The 26343-nt window shown below is 34.2% G+C and carries 21 protein-coding genes; 1 reads left to right on the top strand and 20 read right to left on the bottom strand.

From position 1 onward, the window contains the following. Positions 1–68: 68 nt before the first annotated feature. The 6 genes from HQN62_RS04915 to HQN62_RS04890 all read right to left on the bottom strand — a co-directional run bounded on the left by HQN62_RS04915 (position 69) and on the right by HQN62_RS04890 (position 7176). Positions 69–1361 (bottom strand): efflux RND transporter periplasmic adaptor subunit, encoded by a 1293-nt coding sequence (locus HQN62_RS04915; RefSeq protein ID WP_173503527.1) that lies wholly within the window; start codon positions 1359–1361, stop codon positions 69–71. 4 nt (positions 1362–1365) lie between these two features. Beyond that, positions 1366–2733 (bottom strand): TolC family protein, encoded by a 1368-nt coding sequence (locus HQN62_RS04910; protein WP_116796172.1) that lies wholly within the window; start codon positions 2731–2733, stop codon positions 1366–1368. A gap of 76 nt (positions 2734–2809) precedes the next feature. Next, entirely contained in the window at positions 2810–3928 is a 1119-nt protein-coding gene (locus tag HQN62_RS04905; RefSeq protein WP_116796173.1) for an efflux RND transporter periplasmic adaptor subunit, read from the bottom strand. Positions 3929–3969: 41 nt separating this feature from the next. Next, complete coding sequence (locus tag HQN62_RS04900; protein WP_116796174.1) at positions 3970–5235, bottom strand: ABC transporter permease; 1266 nt, start codon at positions 5233–5235, stop codon at positions 3970–3972. Between the two features lie 2 nt (positions 5236–5237). Then, a complete protein-coding gene (locus HQN62_RS04895) occupies positions 5238–6482 on the bottom strand; it encodes an ABC transporter permease (protein WP_173503526.1) in 1245 nt (414 codons plus the stop codon). Continuing rightward, on the bottom strand, positions 6475–7176 hold the full coding sequence (locus HQN62_RS04890) for an ABC transporter ATP-binding protein (RefSeq protein WP_111409796.1): 702 nt from the start codon (positions 7174–7176) through the stop codon (positions 6475–6477). Before HQN62_RS04890 ends, HQN62_RS04895 begins: the two co-directional genes overlap by 8 nt. A 171-nt stretch (positions 7177–7347) precedes the next feature. Between HQN62_RS04890 and HQN62_RS04885 the strand changes: the two genes are divergently transcribed. Beyond that, a complete protein-coding gene (locus tag HQN62_RS04885) occupies positions 7348–8763 on the top strand; it encodes a DUF4403 family protein (RefSeq protein WP_173503525.1) in 1416 nt (471 codons plus the stop codon). Positions 8764–8878: 115 nt separating this feature from the next. On the opposite strand, the gene HQN62_RS04880 is transcribed toward HQN62_RS04885, so the two are convergent. The 14 genes from HQN62_RS04880 to sov all read right to left on the bottom strand — a co-directional run bounded on the left by HQN62_RS04880 (position 8879) and on the right by sov (position 26337). Then, positions 8879–9142, bottom strand: a complete 264-nt coding sequence (locus HQN62_RS04880) for a hypothetical protein (RefSeq protein ID WP_173503524.1) — start codon at positions 9140–9142, stop codon at positions 8879–8881. Then, complete coding sequence (locus HQN62_RS04875) at positions 9135–9674, bottom strand: DUF420 domain-containing protein (protein ID WP_173503523.1); 540 nt, start codon at positions 9672–9674, stop codon at positions 9135–9137. Before HQN62_RS04875 ends, HQN62_RS04880 begins: the two co-directional genes overlap by 8 nt. A 53-nt stretch (positions 9675–9727) precedes the next feature. After that, a complete protein-coding gene (locus tag HQN62_RS04870; protein ID WP_173503522.1) occupies positions 9728–10414 on the bottom strand; it encodes an SCO family protein in 687 nt (228 codons plus the stop codon). Positions 10415–10417: 3 nt separating this feature from the next. Further along, a complete protein-coding gene (locus HQN62_RS04865; RefSeq protein ID WP_173503521.1) occupies positions 10418–11059 on the bottom strand; it encodes a hypothetical protein in 642 nt (213 codons plus the stop codon). 83 nt (positions 11060–11142) lie between these two features. Beyond that, positions 11143–11493: a cytochrome C oxidase subunit IV family protein gene (locus HQN62_RS04860; protein WP_116796181.1), complete on the bottom strand. Its 351-nt coding sequence runs from the start codon at positions 11491–11493 to the stop codon at positions 11143–11145. Positions 11494–11509: 16 nt separating this feature from the next. Next, the gene (locus HQN62_RS04855) at positions 11510–12484 is read right to left on the bottom strand and encodes a cytochrome c oxidase subunit 3 (RefSeq protein WP_116796182.1); all 975 of its coding nucleotides are present in this window, start codon (positions 12482–12484) and stop codon (positions 11510–11512) included. Positions 12485–12526: 42 nt separating this feature from the next. Then, positions 12527–13114 carry a cytochrome c oxidase subunit 3 gene (locus HQN62_RS04850; protein WP_116796183.1) on the bottom strand — a complete coding sequence of 196 codons (588 nt, stop codon included), beginning with the start codon at positions 13112–13114 and terminating at the stop codon, positions 12527–12529. Positions 13115–13116: 2 nt separating this feature from the next. Further along, positions 13117–14031, bottom strand: a complete 915-nt coding sequence (gene cyoE / locus HQN62_RS04845; protein ID WP_371811649.1) for a heme o synthase — start codon at positions 14029–14031, stop codon at positions 13117–13119. A gap of 195 nt (positions 14032–14226) precedes the next feature. After that, positions 14227–15315 (bottom strand): glycoside hydrolase family 18 protein, encoded by a 1089-nt coding sequence (locus tag HQN62_RS04840; protein WP_173503519.1) that lies wholly within the window; start codon positions 15313–15315, stop codon positions 14227–14229. Positions 15316–15361: 46 nt separating this feature from the next. Then, entirely contained in the window at positions 15362–17476 is a 2115-nt protein-coding gene (locus HQN62_RS04835; protein WP_173503518.1) for a capsule assembly Wzi family protein, read from the bottom strand. A gap of 17 nt (positions 17477–17493) precedes the next feature. Beyond that, positions 17494–18237, bottom strand: a complete 744-nt coding sequence (gene deoC / locus HQN62_RS04830; protein WP_173503517.1) for a deoxyribose-phosphate aldolase — start codon at positions 18235–18237, stop codon at positions 17494–17496. 101 nt (positions 18238–18338) lie between these two features. Beyond that, on the bottom strand, positions 18339–18710 hold the full coding sequence (locus tag HQN62_RS04825; RefSeq protein ID WP_254454482.1) for a VanZ family protein: 372 nt from the start codon (positions 18708–18710) through the stop codon (positions 18339–18341). Between the two features lie 13 nt (positions 18711–18723). After that, positions 18724–19104 (bottom strand): glycine cleavage system protein GcvH, encoded by a 381-nt coding sequence (gcvH, locus tag HQN62_RS04820; RefSeq protein WP_111409784.1) that lies wholly within the window; start codon positions 19102–19104, stop codon positions 18724–18726. Between the two features lie 84 nt (positions 19105–19188). Further along, positions 19189–26337, bottom strand: coding sequence for a T9SS outer membrane translocon Sov/SprA (sov, locus tag HQN62_RS04815; RefSeq protein WP_173503515.1), 7149 nt, complete (start codon positions 26335–26337; stop codon positions 19189–19191). Positions 26338–26343: the final 6 nt, after the last annotated feature.

Raw genomic sequence — 26343 nt, 5'->3', positions numbered from 1 at the left:
AATCTGACTATAACAAAAAAGCGTCCTGAAAATTCAGGACGCCTCTCTTTTTTTATTGAAAACAAAAACTATTTTTTCTTTTCTTCCGTTGCCACAAATACTTTGTCACCAGAGTTTAGATCTTTCGAAACCGTAGTGTAAGGGCCCGTGATAACTACATCACCTTTTTTAAGACCAGACATCACTTCAATATTGGTGTCATCTTGAATTCCTGTTTTTATAATTCTGATTTTGGCTTTATCACCAACTTTCACAAAAACACATTCTAGTTTTTTATCACTTTTTGGAGCTGCTTTCTTGTCGCCTTCATCTGGACCATCCATTTTACCCACTTTTACTGCAGTTGTATCAGACTTCACAACAACCGAACTGATAGGAACATGGACCACATTTGTTTTGGTTGTCGTAATGATATCTACCGTAGCAGTCATCCCTGGTCGGAATGGAGAATAAGAAGCTGGCTTGCCAACCACTAAATCTTGGTAGGATTCTTTTAAAATTCTAACTTTTACTTTAAAATTAGTCACCTGATCTGCTGTTAAAGCTGTACTTGCCGAATTGGAAATACTAGTTACAACTCCTTTGAATTGTTTTTTCAAATAGGCATCAACTTCAACATTGGCCAAATCTCCCACTTTTATTTTTACAATATCATTTTCGTTGACATCCACTTCAACTTCCATATTGTTTAAATTCGCCACTCTTAAAAGTTCAGTTCCAGCCATTTGTTGCGTTCCCAAAACCCTTTCACCAAGCTCTACATTTAATACCGATATTGTCCCGTCTGCCGGAGCATAAATCACTGTTCTTCCCAAGTTATCTTTAGCTTCATTTACAGTTGCAGATGCACTTTGCACATTATAATATGCTGATTGCTTGTTCGCTTTTGCCACTTCAAAAGAAGAAACAGCCTTGTCCCAGTCTGATTTGGAAATAATTCCTTTCTCAAACAATGTCTTATTTCTTTCATAATTGGCCTTAGCCTCATTAAACGACGCATCAGATTGACTTAAACCTGCTTTGGAGCCAGACAAATTAGCGACACTTCTATTCAATCCAGAAGTATATAAATCAGGATTTATCTTTACCAATAATTCTCCTTTTTTTACCACTTGCCCTTCTTTGATTGGCAAATCTATAATCTCACCAGAAACCATCGAAGCGATTTTAACTTCGATTTCGGGTTGAATTTTACCTGTTGCCGAAACAGTTTCGACTATTGTACCGGTTTCAACATTGGCAATTTCTACTTCTTTGCCTTTATCTTTATTCCCGATAACTCCAGCTTTTGAAAGACCTACTAGTGCTCCAATAATTACTACTGCAGCTCCTATTATAATGTATATTGTTTTTTTTGACATGGTATTATTTTTTCATGATTTGGTCAATTGGAATTCCAAAATAAAATTCTAATATTTTTATTTTGAAAATATAGTCATACTTAGTTCTTATCACTTCTGACTGAGCATTGGTTAACAAAGTTTGCGATTGATTGAAATCGAAAGAATTCATCAAGCCCACAGCATATTTTTCCTTTGCATAATTATAAGCTCCTTCTCTGGCTTCAAGAGCAACAATCGCAGATTCATGCGCATTCATAGCTCCTTTTGCATCCGTAAAAGCGGTATAAACATTTCTTTGCAAATCTAAATCTGCTTTTTCCATTGCAATTTTAGACTTTTCTAAATTAACTTTATTACGATCTACATTATTTCTAACAGACCATCCATTAAAAACAGGAACATTTAATTGCAGTCCAAAATTTTGTCCTTTGTTATCATTTAATTGCTGGAAAGGAGGGTCTGCTGGCTGAGTCTGACCCGTCTGAACATTAAAAGTATCTGCATAAGAAACACGGCTATTAAAACCATAAAAAGCGGTTAAGGTTGGTTGAAAAGCCCCTTTCGAAATAGCTACATCTTTCTCAGCAATTTCTAGATTGGTTTTAGCAATTTTTAATTCTGTTCTACTTTCTTTTGCCTTTGCATAAATATCAATCGGCTTTTCCGACATAATATTATTCTCATCATTAATATTAGTATCATCAATTACATCAAAATCCCAGAATTCTTTTAATTGTAATAATTGAGCTAAACTCAATTTAGATATCAATAAAGCGTTCTCAGCATTAATAACATTTTGCTTGTTGGTAGCTACCGTTGCTTTTACATCTAATAAATCACCACGAGGAATAGATCCCGCTTTAACCAATTCTTCAGAACGTTTGTATTGCTTTTCATTAATCCCCAATTGCTCTTGTTGTACTTTTAAATTTTCTTTATTAAAAAGCACTTGTAAAAAAGCATTGGCAACATTCAAAGCAATGTCTTCTTGCATTTTCAATAATTTATATTTGGAAGCTACAATAGAAAGATTGGCTCTTCGCATAGTGTTCTGATTTTGCATTCCTTTATATACATCTACGCCAACATTCGCACCAACTCCCGTTTGTTGAGTAGTCTGATTTCTCAAAAGCCCAGTTGTAATATCCTGATTCAAACCAATATTCCAAGAATGACTTGCACTTAAATTAGCGCTTGGCAAAAATTTACCAAAAGCACCTCTTTTATCAATACTGGCAGAAAGCGTGTCCAGTTCGGTATTTTTTATGGAAATATTATTTTTTACGGCATATCTTACACATTCTTCCAAAGTCCATGCCTTGGTTTGGGCTTGGGTAGCTAATCCAATCAGAAAGACAAAAGCGATACTTATATAATTTATTTTTTTCATTTGTTATGGAATAAAGACGCAGCAAACACTGCATATATTTAACTTAATTTGTTTATCAAAAAACTTTCTTCAGTGCTTATTTTGGTTTTGCATCCTCAGTTATTAAACCTTGGTTCCAAACTTTTATTTTATCCGAAGCTTTAATACCGCTTTTCACTTCTACATAAATTCCGTCACTAACACCCAATGTTATATCTTTTCTTTCAAACTTTTGTGGCCCCGTTTGAATCTCTACATACGGTTTTAAAGTTTTCTTATCAAATTGAACCAACGATTCTTTTAAAGCCTGAACTTTTTCCGCTTTTTCCAGAATGATAGAAGCGTTAGCACTCAAACCTGCTCTAATAAAAGTATTGTCTCTATTGGTTAATTTCGCTTTAATTTCAAATTGAATCGCTCCGTTTTCTGTTTTTCCTTTTGGTGCAATATCCGTCAAAACAGCAGTGAATTTTTTATTTTCAATGGCTCCAACAGTAATTTCAATAGGCATATTTAATTTTATTTTCCCTACTTCAGATTCATCTACTTTACCAACAAAAATCATTCTCCCGACATCAGCAACACTTGCAATGGTTGTTCCTTCGTTAAAATTATTGCTTTCAATTACTTGATTACCCACTTTTACAGGAACATCCAACACCATTCCATTTACAGTAGAACGAATCAAGGTATTAGCATAATTTCCTAATCCAGAAGTAGTACCCGTTTTTACGATATCAAATCCTTGAATGGATGCAATATAATTTTGTTTAGCTTGATTGTAGGCTAACTGAGCAGCATCAAAATCATTGGCCGAAATCACTCCTTTATCAAATAAGGTTTTTTGTCTTTGATATAATTTTTCTTGGTTATCCAATGTAATTTTTGCTGTTTTCACTTGATTTTGCGAATTACTCAAATTAGAAACATTGGCAACCACTTTGATTTTGGCAATCATATCTCCAGCTTTTACAGGTTCCCCAGCTTTGATATACACTTCTTCAATGATCCCAGAAATATTAGGCTTGATCAATACTTCTTCGTCAGGCACAATATTCCCAGTTGCAAGGGTGCTTTTAACAATTGTTTTCACTTCCACTTTATCTGTTTCAAAAACAATAGGTGATTGTTGGTTTTTTGCGTACAAATAATATAAAGCTCCAAAGAAAACTATTGCTATTAAAATCAATACGGTTATGGTTACTCCTTTTTTCATTTTATAAATTTTATTCGATTATTATTGTTTTTTGATTGTTTTTATTCTGTTCGTAGAGCATCTACTGGTTTGACATTTATGGCTGTTTGTGCCGGAATAAATCCAGCCAATAATCCTGACCCCACTAAAATTAATAAGGCTAAAAACACTACTGTTAAATCAACACTTGGATTAATAAACATCATTCCATCTGTGGGCATTGTTGCCAAAATCATATTCAGTATAGCCAGTAATCCGGTTGCTACGGCAATACCAAACATACCTGCTATAATGGTTAGAAAAATTGCTTCCAATAATATTTGGGATCTAATGGCCCCGGGTGTTGCACCTAAAGCTCTTCGGATTCCTATTTCATTGGTTCGTTCTTTTACAACGATGAGCATAATATTTGAAATCCCAATAATACCAGATAACAGTACTAAAGTTCCAACAAAATAAGCAATGAATTTAAGAACCATAAATAAGTCCTGTACTTTTTGAAATTCAGCAAACAAGTCAAAATTACCAACAGCTCTTTCATCATCAGGATGAATAGAATGTCTCTCTCGAATCAATGCCAGAATCGCAGGTCTAAGCTCAGTTATTGATGCATTATCATTTGCCGTAAGTGCCATCCAACCTACTTTATCCCCAAAATTAAAGGCTTGCTGAAAAGTGGTAAAAGGAATGAAAATATTTTTTTGAGCCCCTTCAGCATTTCCATTATTATTCCCCTTGGACTTATAAACACCCACCACCATAAAATTGATACCATTTATTTTGATATAAGTACCTATGACTTCTTCGGCATTCATGTACAATTCATTGATAACACCATTACCTATTATGGCAACTTTGCGCCTTGCCAATATATCTTGTTGATTTACAAAACGACCTTTAACAATGTCCATTTGCTCTTGTTTCACCAATTCTGGATAATCACCATAAATAGTATAAGCACCTGTTTTTGTACCTCTAACTACATTACTAACCCCATTAAAATCACCCAATTGATTGCGGGGAGAAACGTATAACAAGTCAGGAAATTTTTGTTTTAAAGCATCAACATCGCTATTTCTAAAATCATATCTTCGGGTTTTAGGTAACCCTTTATATGCCTTTGATGTAGTTTGTGTCCAAACAAACATAGTATTTGTAGCAATACCGTCAAATCCTTTTTTTACACCATTCTCTAATCCATTTGAAGCAGCCAATAATATTACCAAAATAAATATTCCCCAAAACACTCCAAAAGCCGTAAGTAGCGTTCGGAAGGTATTGGCGGTTAGCGCTTCTAAAATTTCGTTCCAATTTTCTCTATCAAACATAATTATTCGTCTCTAAGTGCTACAATAGGTCTAATTTTGGCCGCTCGATAAGCCGGAACAAATCCTGCCAAAGCTCCTGCAACTACCAAAACAATTAAGGTTGATATCGCTACTGTAAAATCTACTTGTGGATTCACAAAATATTCACTTTGCGCATGAGGACCAATTAATTCCAAAAGTGCCAATCCAGTCAATAATCCAATAAAACCAGAAATAGTGGTAATAAAGATAGACTCGTGCAAAATCATTATAATAATTGAAATCGGAGAAGCCCCAAGCGCTTTTCGAATCCCAATTTCCTTGGTTCGTTCTTTTACAATAATCAGCATAATATTACTAACTCCAACAACGCCGGCAATAATGGTACAGATTCCAACCCACCAAAAAAACAATCGAATATAAAGATTCAAATCATAAAACTTTTTGGCTTCTTTGACAGAATTAAAAATTCCAACAGCGCTTTCATCATCAGGAGCAGCACCATTTTTACTTCTCAACAATTTTCCATAATCATTTTTGAATTTTTCAGACTCGGCTACAGCTTCTTCATAAGTGTCTTTCTTTTTCAAAGTATAAGCCATATAACTTATTTTATCTCCTAATCCAAAAACCTGCTGTGCTGTAGTTAAAGGCACAAATACTCTACTTTCTTCTCTCTCCCCACCTGGATCAGTAAACACGCCAACTACTTTAAAATTGATATTCGCTACCGTAATTTGTTCGCCTATAGGATTTTTTTCTTTAAACAGGTCTAATTTGACTTTTTGACCAATCACAGCTGCTTTTACATTGTATTTCAGATCATTTGCATTAATATATCTGCCTTTTATAACTGATACATTTTCTATTGCCATACCGTCAGTATTAACACCTCTGTATTGATAATTTCCTGATTCCTTTCCATAACTTACGGTAATTCCCCAGCCAGTAGCAGTAGCCCCATTTTTATCCAATTGGTCTCCGTATTTTTGTACTCCAAGATCAAAATCACTATTTCTAAACTGTATTTGCCTTCCAGGATTCATTCCTTTATATGCTTTAGTTGTCGCACCCGACCAAACCTCAATTACACCAGCCGCATCGCGTTCAAATTGTTTTTCGATTCCGTTTTGCAAACCTTTTCCAACACCAAGAAGAATCACCAAAATAAAGATACCCGAAGCCACAGAAACTCCAGTGAGAAAGGTTCTCAGTTTATTTTTGGCAATCGCCTCAAATATTTCCTGCCAACGTTCTATATTAAACATAAGAAGAAGCTCTAACTTGTTCTACCATTTTATCGTCAATGATCAATCCGTCTTTCAGGACTACATTTCTTTTGCACATAGCGGCAATATCCGGTTCGTGTGTTACTATCAAAATAGTTTTTCCTTCGTCATTAATCCCTTGAATCAACTCCATTACTTCATATGAAGTCAGTGTATCTAATGCTCCTGTAGGCTCATCTGCCAATAATACTTTTGGATTGGATGCCAAAGCTCTAGCGATAGCCACACGTTGTTTTTGTCCTCCTGAAAGCTCATTTGGTAAATGATGTGAATGGGAAGCCAAACCTACTTTCTCTAAATATCTCATTGCAATCTCATTGCGTTCTTTCCTCTTTATCCCTTGATAGTACAACGGTAAAGCCACATTATCCAATGCACTTTTGTAATTAATCAAGTTAAAAGATTGAAAAACAAAACCAAGAAATTGGTTTCGGTATTTAGAAGCGATAGTTTCATTTAATTTTTTAATTGGCACATTATCCAAAGTATAAAGCCCGGAATCGGCTTCATCAAGAATTCCAAGAATATTAAGCAACGTAGATTTTCCTGATCCAGACGAACCCATGATGGCAACCAATTCACCTTCTTTTATATTGAAATTAATTCCTTTTAGCACATGCAATTCGGAATGTCCCATTTTGTATGATTTATGTAAGTCTTTAATTTCAATCATGATTTCGTTTGTTTTAAGCAATAGTATTTATCTTCTAAAAAAATAGCAACATGAAAAGTGAATACTCCGATGGCCAATTTAAAACATAAGACTTATATCTCACTAAAATGTTACACCCTTAACCAAAAAATATATTTGTTTTGTTAAATTTGCGCTCAAAACACTAAACAAATGCTAAAATCACTTTCGATTCTAATTATTTCCTTATCTACATTAGCGTTAACAACAAGTTGCTCATCAACTTCCCAAAAAATAGAAGCCTTAAAACCCGAACCGGACGATGCCGTACCACTGACTTATACAAATACACCTTCGTATATAAATCTGCCTGTCAGTATTAAACTAAAAGATATTGAAAACCAGACCAACGCCTTATTGAATGGTTTAATCTATGAAGACAACAACATCGAAGACGACAATATCGAAATAAAAGTTTGGAAACAAGCCCCAATAACTATTGTCAATGACCATGGAAAAGAAGGCGAAAAAATCAAAACCGTTTTACCCTTAAAAATTTGGGCAAAATATAGAATCGGGACAAAAACCATGGGGGTTGATTTATACAAAACACAAGAGTTTAATTTAAATGGAGTAGTCACTTTGTTGAGCAGCGTAAGTCTGAACAATTGGAGACTAAGTTCAAAAACAACATTAAAATCATTGGATTGGGTAGAAAGTCCAACAATGACAGTTTTTGGAAAAAATATGCCTGTAACGTATCTCATCAATCCTGCCGTAAGTCTTTTCAAATCAAAAATCGAAAAAAGTATTGATACAGCCATCGAAGATTCTATGGATTTCAAACCTAATGTAATGGAGGCGCTATCCAAAATATGCACTCCTCTTGAGATGAGTGAAACCTATAAAAGCTGGCTCAGAATTGTTCCAATTGAAGCATATTCAACCAATGCCAAATTAAAAAATGATTCCTTTCTACTCAATATGGGAATGAAATGTAATATGGAAACTTCGATTGGAAAAAAGCCTGAATCAAAATTTGAAGCGAACAAAATTGTACTGAAAGCAGTTGAAAAGATTCCAGAACAAATTTCTGCCAATATTGCTGCCGTCTCTACTTATCAAGAAGCTTCCAAATTAATGACGACTAATTTTGTTGGACAAGAATTTGGATCCGGGAGCAAAAAAGTAAAAGTTCAAAATGTGGCTATTTGGCACAAAGAAGGAAAATTGGTAATTGCTTTGGATCTTTTAGGCTCTGTAAACGGAACAATTTATTTGACTGGAATTCCGCAATATAATGACACAACCAAAGAAATATATTTTGACAAATTGGATTATGTATTAGACACCAAAAGCAAATTAATGCGTACAGCAAACTGGTTGGCCCAAGGGATTATTTTGAGAAAGATACAAGAAAGTTGTCGTTATTCTATCAAGCAAAATTTGGATGAAGCCAAACAAAGCATGATGACTTATCTTAAAAACTACTCTCCTATGCCTGGCGTTTTCATTAACGGAAAAATGGAAGACATTCAATTTCAAAAAATAGAGCTGACGAATCAAGCAATGATTGCTTTTATAAAAGTAAATGGAAACATAAACGTTGCCATTAACGGACTGAAATAAAGTAAGCAGGTTTCAGTATTTAGCCAGCAGTTTATAAAAAAAGCAGTCTCGAAAACATTATTCGAGACTGCTTTTTTATTAAAATTCCGATTGAATTATGCAATTGATATTAAGCCTACTGTTTCTTTTTCTTCATTCGGTAAACGTAATAACCAAGCGCACCAACAAGCACATAGGGAATCACCATAAGATAAACGATTCCGTCATTTACAGCCGCCGCTTTGGCTTTGTTTTCGTCACCAGACAAAGCTGCTCGACACATTGCACATTGCGAATATGAAGAAAGTGAAAAGAATAAAGAACATAAAATATAGAAATATACTTTTAATCCAATTCTTCTTTTTGCTATTCCCCCTTTTTTACTTTCTCTACTAAACATAATAAGGCGAAATCATTAAATACACAATTACTCCAGTTACGGCCACATAAAGCCAAATTGGAAAAGTGATTTTGGCAATTTTTTTATGTTTATCAAATTTACTGGCCAAGGCACGAACGTAAGTTATCAAAACCAACGGTATTATGGCAATCGATAAAAAAATATGGGTAATCAAAATAAAGAAATAGACATATTTTAAAACTCCATCTCCTCCATATTTTGTAGATTCTGCCGTCATGTGATAGGCAACATACATGACAAGAAAAGCAACCGAACATCCAATGGCCATTTTCATTAATAATTCGTGACGCTTTCGATTACCGTTTTTAATAGCCAATACTGCAGCAACCAACAATACTGCCGTTATTCCATTTACAGTAGCATAAATAGGCGGTAAAAACGATAGAGGCGTTACATCAAATCCAAAATCTTTTAACTTCACTTTAAAAAGAACTGCCACTGCAAGAGGAATTGCAATTGACAGCAACACAATCCATTTATTATATTTTTGTTCTATAGTATTATTTTCCATTCTTTATTATTATGCTATTTTTTTTTTAATCTTTATTCTTGGTTCTTTCTTCTTTATTCTTTGAGCAAAACTTGAATATCCTGCTGAATATCTCTAATTCCCTTTTTCTCCAATCCATCATAATATAAAATCGGATTACCGTAATCGTCTTTTCTACATCTGATATTTCCATTTTTATCTATCAAAGCAAAAAGTCCCGAATGTTCAAAACCACCTTTCGCTTTACTGTTCTCACCAACATAAATATTAAATCCTTTGTTGGACAAATTGTAGATATAATCATGGTCACCCGTCAGGAAATTCCAATTGGAGGATTTCACCCCCAATATTTTTGCGTGCTCTTTTAAAACAGACGGTGTATCATGGACTGGATCAATAGTTATCGAGACAATCCCAAAATTAGGATTCCCAAAAAACTCATTTTGAAGCGTCACCATATTGGCGTTCATTTTAGGACAAATGGAAGGACATGTTGCAAAGAAAAATTCTAAAACATACACTTTCCCTTTATAAAAATCATTAGAAATTTTCACATTATCTTGATTTGTCAGTTCAAACTTTGGCGCAGGCCCAACTTTAACCAACTTCCCATCTACAGCTTTAGAACCGCTTACTTTGTCCAAACGATCACCTTGAACCACACTATTATTCTGCATTCTATCTACAATTTTTGGAACAGCATATATTCCAAAAACAAGTATCACAAAAGAAATTCCTATATATGATTTGTTTTTAAGCATCTTTTATAATTGTTTGGTTGCGTTATGATTCTTTTTTAAAGCGGCACGGTATTCATAAAGAATAACCTTGAAATCATCTAGCATTTCATTACTTAATTCTGCTGGATGGAATGTACTGTACCCTTCTTTGTAGCCTTTCTTTTCTTTCCTACCTCTCAAGTTTCTTTCTTTATCAACTATATAAACATCGGGAGTACCAAAATCAGGATTCAGATTCCCTTTTAATTTTAGTTGACCAAAATAAGACTTGATTTCTTCTGGATTTGCAAACACAAAATGCCATTGGCTTACATCGGTAAAAGCGCCTAAAGCATCAACTACAGCTTTAACATCTTTTTCGGTTCCCAAAGGAGCAACAACAACAAATTGCAGATCTTTAAAATCATGATAACGTTGGTAAATTTTTTCATTTAAATTGAAATAATTCCCTCTATTTTTAAGAATTTCAGTACCAGAAAAACCAAGTATTGTAATCTTATTGTCCAAACTTACTTTTTCACCATTTAGGGATTTCCATTCTCCAAGATCAGGAATCTTTGGAGTAATAACAGGCAATTTTGTAAAACTATTAACTCCAGACGCAAAAAATAAATAAGCAACTATAGGCAATATAAATAATACAAAAAGAACAATATTTTTTTTCATTAGAACTTTATAAAATTTATTGTATTAAAATAAAAAAAGGCATCCGTCGAGACGGATACCTTTTTCATTGAATTAATATCTTGTTAAAAATTCCATTTAATGGTAGAATTTTTAAAAACCTCAAATACATAGTCTCCCTCTGTCAATAAAATAAAAAGCAAATAACAAACTAAGAATATTAATGGAAAAACAACTGCATTTCTCAATGACTTTTTTTCTCCTTCCATGTGCATAAATGCCCATACAATATAATATGCCTTAACTAATGTTAGTATGATAAACAACCAGTTTAACAAACTCATTGTTAAAAAAGTATGCATATATAATGCATCTGGTCTGATGATACCAAAAGCAACCTCAACAGTTGTGATTAAAGACAATAGACCAAAAACAGTCCAAATTCTTTTTGTATTAGAAACATGTGCGTGTGACATAATGATAAATCTAAAATTAAACTAAATAGAAGAATGTGAAAACAAATACCCAAACTAAATCAACAAAGTGCCAGTACAACCCCACTTTCTCAACCATTTCGTAACTTCCTCTTTTCTCGTAAGTACCCAAAAGAACATTAAAAAAGATAATGATATTGATTACTATACCTGAGAAAACGTGAAATCCGTGGAAACCTGTAATAAAGAAGAAGAAATCAGCAAAAAGCTTACTTCCGTATTCATTATGAGTTAGATTGGCTCCTTCAATAACCATCTTAGCTTGACCTAAACGCACTAGAGATTCTTCTCTAGAAAGGACAATTTTTTCTTTGTTTTTGTTTAAAGTTTCGATTCTTACCAAAACATCAGGATGAGTTTTGAATCCAGCTTGAACTTCTGCCACTGTATAAGTAGGAATAGCTGCTTCATCCATGAACCATTTTCCTTTAGCTCTTGTTAATTGTTCTCTTTCTACTGGTAATTTTGCAGCAAAATCTTCCAAAGCAACACGATGACCTTCCTTGTCAACAAACTGCAGCAAGCTACCTCCTGTTGTTTCAATAGCACCATATTCTCCTTTGATAAAATTTTTCCATTCCCAAGCTTGAGAACCAACGAAGATTAAACCTCCAATGATTGTAAGAAACATATAAAGGGCTACTTTATCCTTTTTCATTTGGTGTCCAGCATCAACGGCCAAAACCATTGTTACAGACGAAAAAATCAAGATAAAAGTCATCAACGCCACATAGTACATCGGAGCAGATACACCGTGTAAAAATGGAAAGTGTGTAAACACCTCATCGGCTAATGGCCATGTTTCAATAAATTTAAATCTAGAAAACCCGTAAGCTGCTAAAAATCCAGAGAACGTTAAGGCATCTGATACGATAAAAAACCACATCATTAATTTACCATAACTTGCTCCCATTGGCTCATTGCCGCCTCCCCAAGTTTTTTCACTATTTGCAGTAGTAACTGTCGCTTCCATAAAAGTTATTCGTTAAAAAGTTTCCAAATTTACGTTTTTTTCTTATTTAAAGAAATATAAAAATAAAAATAAATAAACCCACAAGAAGTCTAGAAAGTGCCAATACATTGCACCTAGTTCTATTCCAAGAGTTTGGGTTGAATTATATTTTTGTTTAAAATGATTATAAATAATAATTAATAATGATATCATACCTCCAGCAAGGTGAATCAAATGAACCACCACTATTACATACAAGAATGTTGTAGTGATAGAACTAGCATTTCCAGTAAAATAATGGCCATTCGCAACTATTTGTCCAAATCCAACAAATTGCAATACTATGAATGAAATCCCCAAAGCTAATGTTGCCAAAAGTAATGAAGTAGTCTTGCTACGATTGTCTTTTTGAATCGCTTTTTTGGCCAAATGAAAAGTAACACTACATCCCAAAATAGCAATGGTACTAAAATAAAAAGCGGATGGCAATTGAAAATCTTTCAACCAATCTGCTCGTGATTGACTCACTACATACGCACTCGTTAGACCCGCAAACATCATTGTCATGCTCACCATAGCGAACAATAAAATCAATTTATAAGATCTTGCCGTTCTTAATTTATAATCTTCGGCTGTCATTGTCATTTCCATAATTATCTTAAAAATTTATCCAAAATATACACTAATTGTAATAACGTAATATAAGAAACACTTACCAGCATTAACGTTCTTGCAGCTTTTGCCGTTTTTATTTGATACAGACGAACCGAATAAAACAACATCCAAAGCCCAAGACATAATACTAAAATCGATGCAACTGGTGTAATAAACAAACGCCCGGTGTACCCTAATGCAGGCAAAAGAGACGCAATAATCAACCAGATGGTATATAATATTATTTGTAAAGAAGTCCCTTTATCCTTTTTACCTGTTGGCAACATAAAGAAACCTGCTTTTTCATAATCTTCATATAAAAACCAACCAATGGCCCAAAAATGAGGAAATTGCCAGAAAAACTGAATCAAAAACAAAGTTCCCGCTTCAATACCAAACTCCCCTGTTGCAGCAACCCATCCTAACATAAAAGGAATTGCTCCCGGAAAAGCACCCACAAAAACCGACAGCGAAGTTACTGTTTTAAGTGGTGTATAAATACTGGTATATAAGAAAATTGAGATAGCGCCAAACATGGCTGTTTTTGGATTTATCGTATAAAGTAAAGCCACACCCACAACAGTAAGCAAACTTGCTACGATCAAAGCCAAACTAGGAGACATTCTTCCAGAAGCAACAGGACGATTCTTTGTTCGATCCATCAAAGCATCCAAATCTTTTTCTATAACTTGATTGTAAGCATTCGAAGCTCCAACCATACAATATCCTCCTATTGCCAGTTTTAACAAAACCAACCAGCTAAAAGAATGTGTAGAATCAAATCCTAATACATAACCAGCGATTGAAGAAAAAACAACACTAATAGCTAAACCCGCCTTTGTAATTGCTTTAAAATCAACATAAATAGACTTGAACGAAATGGAATTAGGTGTTGTATTCAATGCAGATGAAATTGGTATATTTTTTGAAAACTGGTGCAAATATACAAATTAGATTCAAAAATGGTCTATGAAATTGAAATTTGAAAAATTAGTTATTGCATTAGTTGGTTTTTACTGTTTAATTAAGCTCTTCATAGCAAAACATTATTTCAAAACAGTATTACTATAGAATTAAAAACTTATTGGTTAGACAGTATCAAACAAAAACTATTTTTTAGTTTTAAATTCATAAATAGCGTTTACCATACCATTTCTGGTTGTATCCAAACCAAGTTCCCAAAACATAATCCCTCCAAGTTTCTTTTTTATAACATAAGAAGTTTTCGCTTTTACAGAGGCAATATCATCACTTGTTGCAAACATTTTTTCTTTCTGATTGTACCAATATGGAGCATTTGCTTTTTTATCCCAAAAATACTTCCACCCTTTCTCTTCAGTCAATTCGTCTTTAAAATTATTAAAACTCACGCCTCCAGTATGGATTCCCGGCTGATATAATCCATTGTTAATATTCTCTACATCTTTCCATGTTCGTGTGTAAAAAGCCGAGCCAATAACTATTTTATGAGATGGAATTCCTAATTTCAGCAGATATTCAACTGCTCTATCTGTAGATTCCTCATCTTTATTGGTACTAAAAAGCGGTGTATGATGACCTGTAACTTTTGAATATCCATTCACTAAGTCATAACTCATAATATTTACACGATCCACTAGTGGCATTACCAATTCCCACTCTACAGATTCGTCCAAATATTTCTGAAAACCTCCTGCCGCAAAACTTAATTCGTTAGCATTTCCTAATTCAGTCCTTAAAACTTTTACCAACTCCGTGAAATTCTTTCTATCAGCCGGTTGATATAAATGATCTGGAAACCCTTTAATCGTAGGATATTCCCAATCCAAATCCAACCCGTCGGTTTTAAAATAGTCATTAACTTCTTTTACAGATTTAGCGAAAACAGCCCTCCCTGAAGCAGTTGAAAAAGCACTCGAACAGTTTTCACAACCACCCCAACCGCCTAGAGACAACATTATTTTCAGCTTAGGATATTTGGTTTTTAATGAAACTAAATGCTTAATTGTGATAGAATCATTGGCATTATCAACATTTAGTTTTCCATCTTTAAGATGACAGAAACTATATATAATATGAGTTAATTTATCAACTTCAAAATCATTTATCTGTTTGTCATCACCTGTATAATAGGCCAATACTGAAAAGTTTTTACTTTTTTGAGCTTGTAAACTAAGACATGTGATCACTAAAAGAAAAGTCATTATGTGTTTTCTCATTTTTCCAATTTTAAATTAATCCTAAAAAAAATACTTTCTAAATCTATTAATAATCAAAATACCAATTAAATACATCTGACCTAAAACCAACAGTAAACCAAGTAGTTTGTTCTTTAAATACTGCTGCAGTATTGGTTGTAGGATCAAAATTTCGATATAAAAAATTACCAAAAAACTTCAAATTAGTAGCAGGATTCACCAAATAACCCACCTGAACTTCTGTGATAAAAAGACTTGTTTTATTTCCCTGTCCTACTTTCACCCCTTTGTCATAAGGTCTGCTTTCATCATAGTCTTTATATATGTTTTGACCATAATTAAAAGTATTATCAGCCGTATCAAAATCAAGCCCTCGCGTTCCTATAGTAAACTTAGCATTCGAATAAAATCTATCTTTATGATAATAGCCTAACAAAACCAACTCCTGGAAATTTCCTCCCCATTGATGCCCTAAACTTTGGTTGTTATGCCCATAATTGGTAATCGGATCACTATGTGAGTAAACATAAGGCCGAACATGATTAAACTCCAATTGCAACACCAAATTATCTACATGAAATGCATTGAAATATTTGGCTCCCAATTGATATCCCAATTTATTTTTCCAGCTATTATCGCCGGCTGCTATATCACTAGTAGAAAATTCATCAATAAGAAATTGCCCATACAAATTTACCTGATTGTTCCATTTGTACTTATAGCTCAATCCCAAAACAGCATTCCCACTTCTGGATGAAGACGAAAACTCAACTGCTCTATAAAACACGATTGGGTTTATAAAATTTGCATCAAAACCTCTTCCATTAGTATTTGTCCAAATAGCCGATTCAAAAAAACCTAAATTCAATCGATTCGAAACATTCCAACTCAAATAGTGATTCACCATATATTTGGAGGCATACGTTCTATCAGCGGTAACTTCAGGACGAACATCTTTTAGCCACATATAATTTACGGTATATTTAATTTTCCAAAAATTAGCATCTATCTTAAAAAAAGGATAAGGACTCGCTCCATCACTCAAGAACAAGGAACGATAACCGTCTCCAATAAAATTTTTTCCATAGCCCAATTGCAAATCCAAAAATTTTGCAGCATTATAGGAAATATTAGCATCAGCCAAAGGAAAATCATAAGCATCCGAATTATACGATTTTGCAATACCAATTCCCGGTACAATCGCAGGATTACCTCCGGATGGCTTTATCGAATTAGCATAAGCATTGTAATAATCGGCAAAACGACCTTGGCTTTCATAAAAAGTGGTTGTGAAATTCAAATGATTCCCAAGGCCACCTTTAAAATTAAGTGCCCTTGTATTCACAAATGTATAATCTGTCTTGCTTGGATTGGAAATTCCACCTTGAACATTAAACAAAAAATTTAAGGCAAACCAATATCCTTCACCCTTAATTTCTGCTAAATTTTCATTCCATACTTTTCGTCCCCACCATCCTGACTTATTTTTCATAAGACTGGCATTGACTTTTTGAAAATTATAATATTTTTCAACTTCGGCATAAGAGTATGGCTTTGAAGCTGTATGATTATTGCTCCCTACCTGATTTATTTCACCGTCAAACTGAGCATAATAACTATGTGAAAACGGAATACTTAAATGACTCGAAAATTGGGGATTATCAAAACGTTTGTAAACAATACTATCCAATTCTGTTAAGCCTTCGTTTACGTTAATATTTTCTTTTTTTGCCAATAGCGTTGCCGCAATCTCTTCAGGAGATAACAACGGAATATCTATACTTATATTAAACTTGGAGTAAGTTGGATTTCCAGCATATGTAGGCGGGTCAATTTTAGGAAAACCAGCAAAGACCCTTTTAGTTTCGGCAATAAGCTCTTCATTATTCGAATTTATGTACAGCACTTTAAATTTACCTGTCACATCAACTTCAAAAAGCACTTTAACAAGTCCCTTATAATTATTCTGTTGCAACTTTTCGGGCACTTTGAAATTATGATATACGTGTTGTTGAACTTCATTATAGAAGCAATTTTTCAAATCTTGTCCTTGCAAATTTTGACAATTTGAAAAAACAGGAAAGCGCTCATCAGAAGATTCCAACTTACTCGAAGCTGGAGTTTGCGCATTTACAGCTAATGCACCAAGAAATAGAAGAAAAGAAAAATAGTTTTTTATCATTTGAATAATATGTCTAATCAATATTGAGAAGAAGACTCTTCTCCATTTGCAATCGCTTTCGCCCCCGAAGTTCCAATACGTTTTACACCAAGCTCAATCATCTGCATGGCTTCTTCATACGTTCTTACTCCACCAGCCGCTTTGACAGGAAGTGGCGATGCATTTTCAAGCATTATTTTGATAGAAGAAACAGTAGCGCCATTAGGTAAATCATTTTCTGTTTTATAAAAACCTGTTGATGATTTCACAAAAACAGAACTAAACGATTCCTCGCTAAAATTAGAAATCACCACATTTTTAATCAATGCGGACAATTGTGCAATCTGCAATTCATTTAAAGCTGCCACTTCAATAATCCATTTTACTGTTTTATTGTGTTTCAATCCTAGCTGAGTACCTCCTAGAATTTCTTCTTTAACCAAATCTATGTCTCCCGCTTTGAAAGCTTCATAATTACAGACAAAATCCAAATCATCGGCACCATTTTGAATACATTCAAAAGCCTCATCTAATTTTTTATCCAAAGAAGATTTCCCTTCCGGAAAGTCTATCACCGTCCCAACCAATACTTTGGACTGTGCAGCAACTATCATTTCCTTTGCCAAAGTAACTCTATCAGGACGTATCATTATCAATTTAAAACCCTCGTCTATAGCTTCCTGAATAAAACCCTGAGCTACAACTATGTTTTCACTTTCGCTCAAACCAGCTTGAGTATTGGTTTTTAAATAGGTAGAATCCAAATAATCCTTAATGTTCATCTTTAGATTTTAAGAAGTTAAACTAAGCAAAATTACATCATTCGAATGAAACGACCTCACTGGTATTTCATACAAAATAAAAAAACCCACCGAAGTGGGTATTATTTTTTTAATATTGAATTTAAAATATTGAATTTATTACAAATTAAAACTGTAAAAACAGCCAATATTGCTCCAGTACTATTGGCAACTACGTCCAAAATATCGGCATGTCTAGTTGTCGTGATTGATTGTTGCAACATTTCAATTGCTATTCCAAAAACAAAAGAAAAAACAAAAGAGTACATCAAAGGCTTAATTGCATTATCACTTTGAAGCTGTTTTCGAAAAAACAAAAACCAAACAAAAGTAAACACTAAATGAAAGAAAGTATGAATGCACTTGTCCAGATTTGGAATATTTATGACAGGAATTTCATTTGAGTTAACCAAACAAAAATAACTCACTATCCCAGTCCATAGTAAAGCAACCAAGAACAAAAAGTATTTAGGCACCTATAAGTTCTTTATACGCCTCACTTGAAAGTAACTCTTCAACTTCTGACGGATTCGAAATTTTCACTTTGATCATCCATCCAGCACCATAAGGATCTGCATTTACACTTTCTGGATTACTTTCTAAAGCATCATTGAATGCGATGATTTCCCCAGACAAAGGAAGAAACAAATCAGATACTGTTTTTACAGCTTCAACTGTTCCAAAAACTTCATCTTTATCTAAAGTTTGATCCAATGTTTCAACTTCAACATATACAATATCTCCTAATTCCTTTTGTGCAAAATGAGTGATTCCCACTGTAGCAACATCTCCTTCAAGACTAACCCATTCGTGATCTTTTGTGTACTTTAAATTTGCTGGTATGCTCATAAAAATGATAATTGATAATTAATACTTATTTTTTTGTACAAATGTAACAATCTTATGTACAATTACGGTTTAGATTTTCAAAAATTAATTTCCAAAACTATAACGGAAAGTAAATCCGGAACTAATATTTGTTAGTGGAAACGAAGTTGAAATAACCGGTTTAGAAAAAGAGTGGTTATAATAAAAGATTATGGTCAAGTTTTTGCTCAAAGAATAATCGGCTGTAGTATTCAATGTCCATATATTTTGCCCACCACCCAACTGATTGTTATCATAATCCAAATAACGAACAATCGTCTGGTTATCTCTATAAGTCAAATCGACTTTGATGTTAATATCACTTTTTATAATCCCCATCGGATTATCCGCCAAGGTGGAAGAGAAAATAACATCTTTTATTCGATAACCTAAACCTACCACATATTCAATTCCATGAACTTCCGTCAATAAATTATTATCAAAACTCATGGACAATGCTCTATCCTTATTAATTTGTGTCAATAATTTGAAAGAGTTTTTCAATTCAAAATCAATTTTCAATAACGGATTAAACTGTTCTACCAGAGTAACATTTGACATAATAGTAGGATTATAAAAATTCCCGCTATCATCAACACCATTTGGATTATTTGTATAATTAAAATTAGATCTGAATGAATTTACCGTATAAGATGCTCTATAGTTTTGCTGCAAAGAAAAACGCTTAAATGTCTTCTTGAAAAACTCATATCGCATCAATCCAGTGTATTTAATAGCCCAGTTCGGCAATGGAAAACTCTTAAAAATATCAAAAGAAACATGATCGGCACTTGTCCCTGAATAAGCAGCCAAAAATGCGGGCAATAAAACGGCTTGATTAGAACTGGAATAACCAATTGGATACCCTTTCGAGTCAAGACTGGCCGGATTATTAATATCTATTCCTCTTTCGGTAGCCAATCTATTAGCTACAATAAGCCTATTCTTTCTGAACTCATCAAAAGCCGTAGATCGAATTTCATTACTGGTAGAAAAAGAAGTCCCTATCAATACTGTCGAAATTGAGAAAATACCAAAACTATAAGGAGACCTTGGATTGTAACCTCCATCAGCACCCACGTCATACTGTTCTGAAAAATTCTCGGAATAGGAACGGTCTCCCAGTAAATCTATCTTTAAATCCGGAGTTAATTCCAAATTGGCAGAACCTTTAAAGATCTGATTATTGACAGTCGTATAATTTTGATTAAACTCCTGATAAGTGGTCAGCCAACCTCTTTTGGCTGCCTCATATCGCACATCATTTTGACTACCAAAAACAAAGCCCAAAGTCGGTTTTGAAGATCCAAAGAAACCAACACTAGGAATATATCCCGGAAGAACAGTTCCTTGATTCTCAGTAAAACTAAGATTGATACTTTTTACACTCGTCAATATCCCTTTCAATCCATCTATAAACTGATTTTGGTTAATCTTTTTTAATGGATCTGTTTTTACGATTTTTTCACCAGGCTTAGGAGCTACAACAGGCTTTGGCTTACTACCTGAGCTTTTGGAAATCCCTATATATTTATACAAGGTTTCCATATTGAATGTGGAATTAAAATTAGTTGATTTGGCATTTTGCACCGTATTACCCAAATCATAAAATTCTCCTCCAATTTCAATATTACTCAATGCCTCAGAAGCTTGCTGCCAACTGTAATCACCCGTATATGAATAATTAGCCTTTATAAAACTTAAAAAAGGAATCTTATCAAAAGGAATTTCATAGTTTAAAATGAACTGTTGCATGTGGTAATTGGCAGTTCCCGTATCGAAATAACCATCCCAAATCGTAACATCATTCATAGGCTGATCATTGGCATCCAAATAATTCTTTACTAAGTTTCTCGAAGCTGCCGTATAATTTATTTTTAATGATTTTGTCAAATTAAAATTAAAACCATATTGGTAATTAAAGCCAAAATTTCTTCTATACAATGGTTCAAAACCAATACCTATATCTTCCACTTGTCTAAATTGTTGCTCATTACTTTGTCTTACCACATTGGTATTAAAAGTAACATTTGAAGGTAAATAATTAAAATTAAGATCACTCAAAAACTTCCAATAGGTGCTTTTCTTCATGAACTTAGTTTTTTGAAAAGGCTCAACCGGTTTTGGTTTAAAAGCAAAAGCATAATCAACTGTGGTTCTTGATTGCTGATCCACATTCTTTTCAACTTCGAAATCGTGGCGCTCTACTTCATTATAATATTGCGAAAAAGTGAAGTTTTCGGCATCATATGGCATGGGTTTCTTTTCGGCGCTTCTTTCTTTTCGCACTCCTATCAAATTGATGCTTTTACGTTTGGTGTAATCGATTGCCTGATCCAATTTACTTTTTCTTTCGGCCGCAGTATCGGCATCATCCAAAACTTGTTTTAGCTTGATATCTTCATAAAACGGATCGTATTCAGGTTTAATAATTTCTTCTCCAATAGAATAATTAAAAGGCACATTAACCCCCCATTTTTTAGGCAAAAACTTTCCTAAATTAATATTGGTCACTACATTATACTGCTGAATATCTTCTCTACTTCTTTCATTAGGCCCTTGTTCAATAGTACCAAAACCAAAATTTTTGACATTACCTGTCAATGAAACCGTTGCCAAATCGGCAAAGTTAGTATCTACGTTTAACAAAGCTGCAATACCGCCTTTATTGTCCATGTCAGCCAAACGAAGTTCATTGAACCATACTTCTCCTTTTATATCTTGATGAAGTTCATTGCTTTTTAAACCAAGCATTATATTTCGAATCAAACCTAAATTGGGATTTCCCTTGATTCCTAAACGTAGCTTGCTATTTCCATCACCATTAGTTTCATTTGGATCGTCATCGGAATAATAAATACCATCTGCAGGCAAAGTTGACTTATCTATCTTTAACGATTTAAGCTTTAATTGGGTCAATAATTCCAACGACAAATCTATTTCGTTATCTGATGGCCAAACTAAATCTGCACTCAATGGCGGGCAATCTTTTCCACCAGAAGCAGAAGCCACTGTAACTTTCAAGGGAATTTCTACTTGATAAAAATCATTCGAGTAATCCGCCCCAAAACGCAAAAAAGCAACCATTTGATTGTCTTGCAAAGCGATTTCATCTGGCAGAGATTCGGCATGCAAAAACATTTTAAGTTTATTATATTGACGCATATCGATATTGAAATTTTTGAAAGCCCCACGCCCATCCAAAGGCTCAAGCCCTTTTCCGGAAACTTTCATCGATAAGGACTGCTCATCCTGATTGATAACAGTATTATTATTATACAACTGTTCTCTTTTCACACTTGGCGGACTCACATAATTTATAGGACATCTACTGGAATTCTCTTCAATATTCACAGAAGCTGTTTCATAAACAGTTCCATCATCATCTACATTCAAATCATTAAAATCTAATGCTTGTGTATAGCGTCTCCATTCTCCTCTTATCAAATCCAATGCTCCGAAACGCAAAGTAACTTGATCAGTAAATTTCGTCATAAACATTCTCATGAATCGAATGGATCTAAAATCTGAAATTTTTCCAATAGTATTTTCTGGTTGGGAAATCGGAATTTTAAACTGAATCCATCTTGCTTCGGTCGAACTGCCGTTTGGCAAAGTAACTGTTGTATTTCTTACATCTGCAATATAGTTTTGTCCAACTTGCATATCCGGTTTCATATCAATGCTGTATTCATAATAAGCATTAATGGTGTTCATTGTATTATCCCTATTCACATCTTCCACATCAGGAACTGTTGAAGAACCCCTGTTAGCCGAACTAATGTTAACATTTGAATTCCCATCAACTCCGTTGTAATTTCTATAACGGTCTAATACGCCTCCAGTGGTATTTAAATAGTAAATGTAATCATCACCAGCTGGATCGGGTTCAGAAGCATAATTAGAATATACTTTTGCCTCTTCAGCGGAAGCAAGTCCATCTAATCCGATATCTTGGTTGGTACGGTTGCCCTCATTATTGTCAAAAGCATAAATTAATGATTGGGAGGCTGGCGCATTTCCCCAAACAGGAGGAGGATTCACTACAACTTGATCGGGACCAAAACCGTTCTCATATACTTTTCTACCATCTTTCAAAACATCCTCAGAAATTTCTCCAAGATTGAAATAGACTTTTCCCGTATTAGATTTTGGCACACTTCCCGCACCCACATAAGGATCCATAACCCAAAACTGAATATATTCTACGTTACTTTGCTCAAAATTGGTAGAACTTAACGATCTCACAATTCCTCCAAAATTTTCATTAGGATTATCAGCTACCGTAGATGAATTATTATAAGGTCCTCTATCTTTTGGATAATAACTCATGTCCAACGTACTAACCACAAGCGACTGACCTTGAACAATATCTGTCAATGGATACAATTCTTCACTATAAACCCTCCTTGTAGTATTCAAAGACAAATCATCATTTGTTATTCCTGAAGGTTTTGAAGTATAAAAAACAGGATCTATAGAATACCATGCTAATTTGGCCCTTTTGAAACCATAATCCAACCCATTTAAATTTCCATTAAAATTGTAAGGACTGGTTGTATTGTTCTCTGGAGTAGATGACATGGTCCAGGCATAAGGAGAGCGCAAATCGATTGAAGACTGAGAGCTTTCAAAATCATCAACATAAATAGTAGATTCGCCCTGAAATTGATCTCCTTTAGAAGCGTTTGGCATCAAATAAGCAAACTCTCCACTCACTGAAATATTGGAAGGAACATCAGTATCTATGTTCGGTAATTTATTAACCAAACGAGTGAAAAATGGAACTTGCGATGAAAAATTCCCGTGCAATCCAAAAATACTGTTATTTACAGATTCTTGACCATAACTTGATTTTTGTGTGAACGGTTTCTCTTTCATATTTAAGAAAGTAGCCCCAACCATAAAATTTTCGGATATTAAATGATCGACATTCACCCCAAAAAATCTTCTGGTTTGTTGTCCAAAAACAGAGTTGTTTTCCAATGAAATTTCAATTGGCGTATTTGACGCCTGTAAAGATGGATCTAAAATCTGAACTCTACCCAATTGATAATTGACACTATAATCAACACCTTCAACCAAAACCCTTCCGGCAGCAGTAACTTTCACGGACCCCAAAGGGACATTAAATGCTCCAATCGGAATTCCTTCTCCGCCTACAGATTTATATTTTCCTCGCAAAAGAAACTTATTCACTTCTGGGTTTTGAATCGCTCCTGCTTGGGTAACCCTGTACATATATGGATTTACATACTTTTTTTGATTCTCGTTATAGGTATTTATATCATTGTAATCTTCGGTCGAGCCTTGATTTTTCAGTTTAGAAAACAATAACTCACCAAAAGGTTCTTTGCTCGTAAAAATGATTCTACCATTCTGTTGATCCACGGTTAGACCTGGAATAAAATCAAAAAAACCATCACCTCCTGCTTGTGGATCATTGTTATAATTCAATTTGTCTACATTAAGCACTTTCAACAAAGTGGTGTTTTCTACCGTATTTTCAGGAGTTGGATTGGCTGGAAAAGGACTTCCATCAACAGGAGTTATATAATTTAATGCTGATGGATTTTTATATAAAATATTCAACCTAAAATCTTCCTGCTGTAATTGATAGGCGCCTTGTATTTGATAAATATTTTTCATCATCAAATTCCAAACTGGGTTTGATACATTTGTCAAACTACTTTTTAACATTTTCAGAATTAAAGTCTGAGAAACAATCGTTTGATTGGACGGCTGATTTCCTCCCACTACAGTAGCTTCAACGCCATCATTACCGAACTCACCTACTTGATAAACTTTGTCTCCAATTGAATATTGGTATGCTACTGCCAAAATCTCATCGTTCCCTAATCGTTGTTGCAAGGAGATATATCCCAACTGAGGATTAAAAGTATACTCATTCGACAATAACTTTCTGGCATTTTCTAATTTTGAATAATCTTGCCCCTCACTAACGGTGATAGTAGGCGAAAACCCAGAACTTGCGGTTACTATTTCACGAATATTATCATTCAAATAACCTGTGTTCGTCTTGATTAAAGCGGGGTCATAAAGGTTGTTGGTATTATCTGATGGAGAATCAATTGGTTTGACAAACATTCCTGTAGAAGGATTCAGCACTACTACTTTATTATCCGGCAACCCCGTTATTTGTGCCTCACCTAAATCCTGAAGCGCTATAATATTTCTTAAATTATTACTGGTTGTGTTTACTCGGTTTTGTTTGTTTGTAATCCAAACTTCCAGCCTTGTTATTTGAACCCTTGAATCAATAAAAGGGTAATTCTTTAATGAAGCATCATATTTATCCCTGAAATATTGAGACAAGAAGAAGTGGCGATCATTGTCATAATCCAAACCATACATTTCAAATTCCTGAATCGTTCCTCCACCTTGGGCAATTACGCTTTTGGCTTGCGATTTTTGTTCTGAAAAAACTCCCGTAACCGTTGTTTTACCAAACTGCAATTCCGTTTTTACACCAAATAAACTCTGAGCTCCTTGAATCAAAGTACTGTTTAAGGGCATACTAACATTCCCGACTTCAATTTTACGAACAATGTCATCGTCAGCTGGAGTATATTCTAATTTTAATAAATTTTGAAAAGCAAAGGTAGATTGGGTGTCAAAATTGGCATTAACCTGCAGTCTTGTCCCCACTTTTCCTAACAAACTCATACTTATCCTTTGATTAAAATCGAATGAGGTGTTCGTTCTATTGCGAGGAGAGAAAGCCGGATTATCTTGTTTGGTATACAATAGTCCCAAATCGATCTCGATAGATCCAGTAGGTTTTACGTCAATGGTATTACTTCCAAAAACGGATTCAAAAAGTCCAGATTTTATATAATATCGAGGCAGTAAATCCTTTTTGGCTGCATCACTTCCTTCTTTTTTTCCATCAATAGCATCCAACTTTTTACCAAAATAATCATTCATTGATTCCTTTAGCATCAACTTTTCATACTCGGCAGGAGTTAAAACAATAGGGTAATTGATATTGAAATCGTCTATAGAATTGGTATAGACATAAGTATCCGTAACTGGATCATAGGTGTATGCAGACAAAATGCTTTGAGGATTTGCCATCTGAACCTCACCAACATCGTATCCTTTTTTTATGGTATCCTGAACAACACCTTGCACTTGAGCCTGCGATACAAAACCACAAAATAATACCAGCAAAAAAATGTAAATTTTATGCATATCGAT

The organism is Flavobacterium sp. M31R6 (assembly GCF_013284035.1).
Classification (GTDB): domain Bacteria; phylum Bacteroidota; class Bacteroidia; order Flavobacteriales; family Flavobacteriaceae; genus Flavobacterium.
The sequence above is the reverse complement of the archived record's forward strand: the minus strand, read 5'-3'. Positions and strand labels throughout refer to the sequence as shown.